Here is a 201-nt window from a genome sequence, read left to right as displayed (position 1 = left end):
GTTAACTATGTGGACTCTGAAGGTAATGTGATCAAAGCACCAGTAACTGATACAGCTAATGCTGCAGTTGGTACAGATTACGATACAACAGATAACAAACCAACTGAAATCGTTACTGAAGACGGTACACGTTACGTTCTTGTTCCATCTAAGACTGTTGGTTCAGAAAACGGAACAGTTGTAGAAGGTGAAACATCAATT

1 protein-coding gene is annotated in these 201 nt (G+C 39.3%); it reads left to right on the top strand.

Going from position 1 to position 201, the window contains the following annotated elements; translation table 11 throughout:
- Positions 1 to 201: MucBP domain-containing protein (locus ACQRDX_RS09670; RefSeq protein ID WP_427897471.1), on the top strand; the 201-nt coding region annotated here is incomplete at both ends.

The organism is Streptococcus sp. SGI.013, from assembly GCF_050315295.1.
GTDB classification, from domain to species: domain Bacteria; phylum Bacillota; class Bacilli; order Lactobacillales; family Streptococcaceae; genus Streptococcus; species Streptococcus porcorum.
This window is presented reverse-complemented; position numbering and strand designations above follow the sequence as displayed.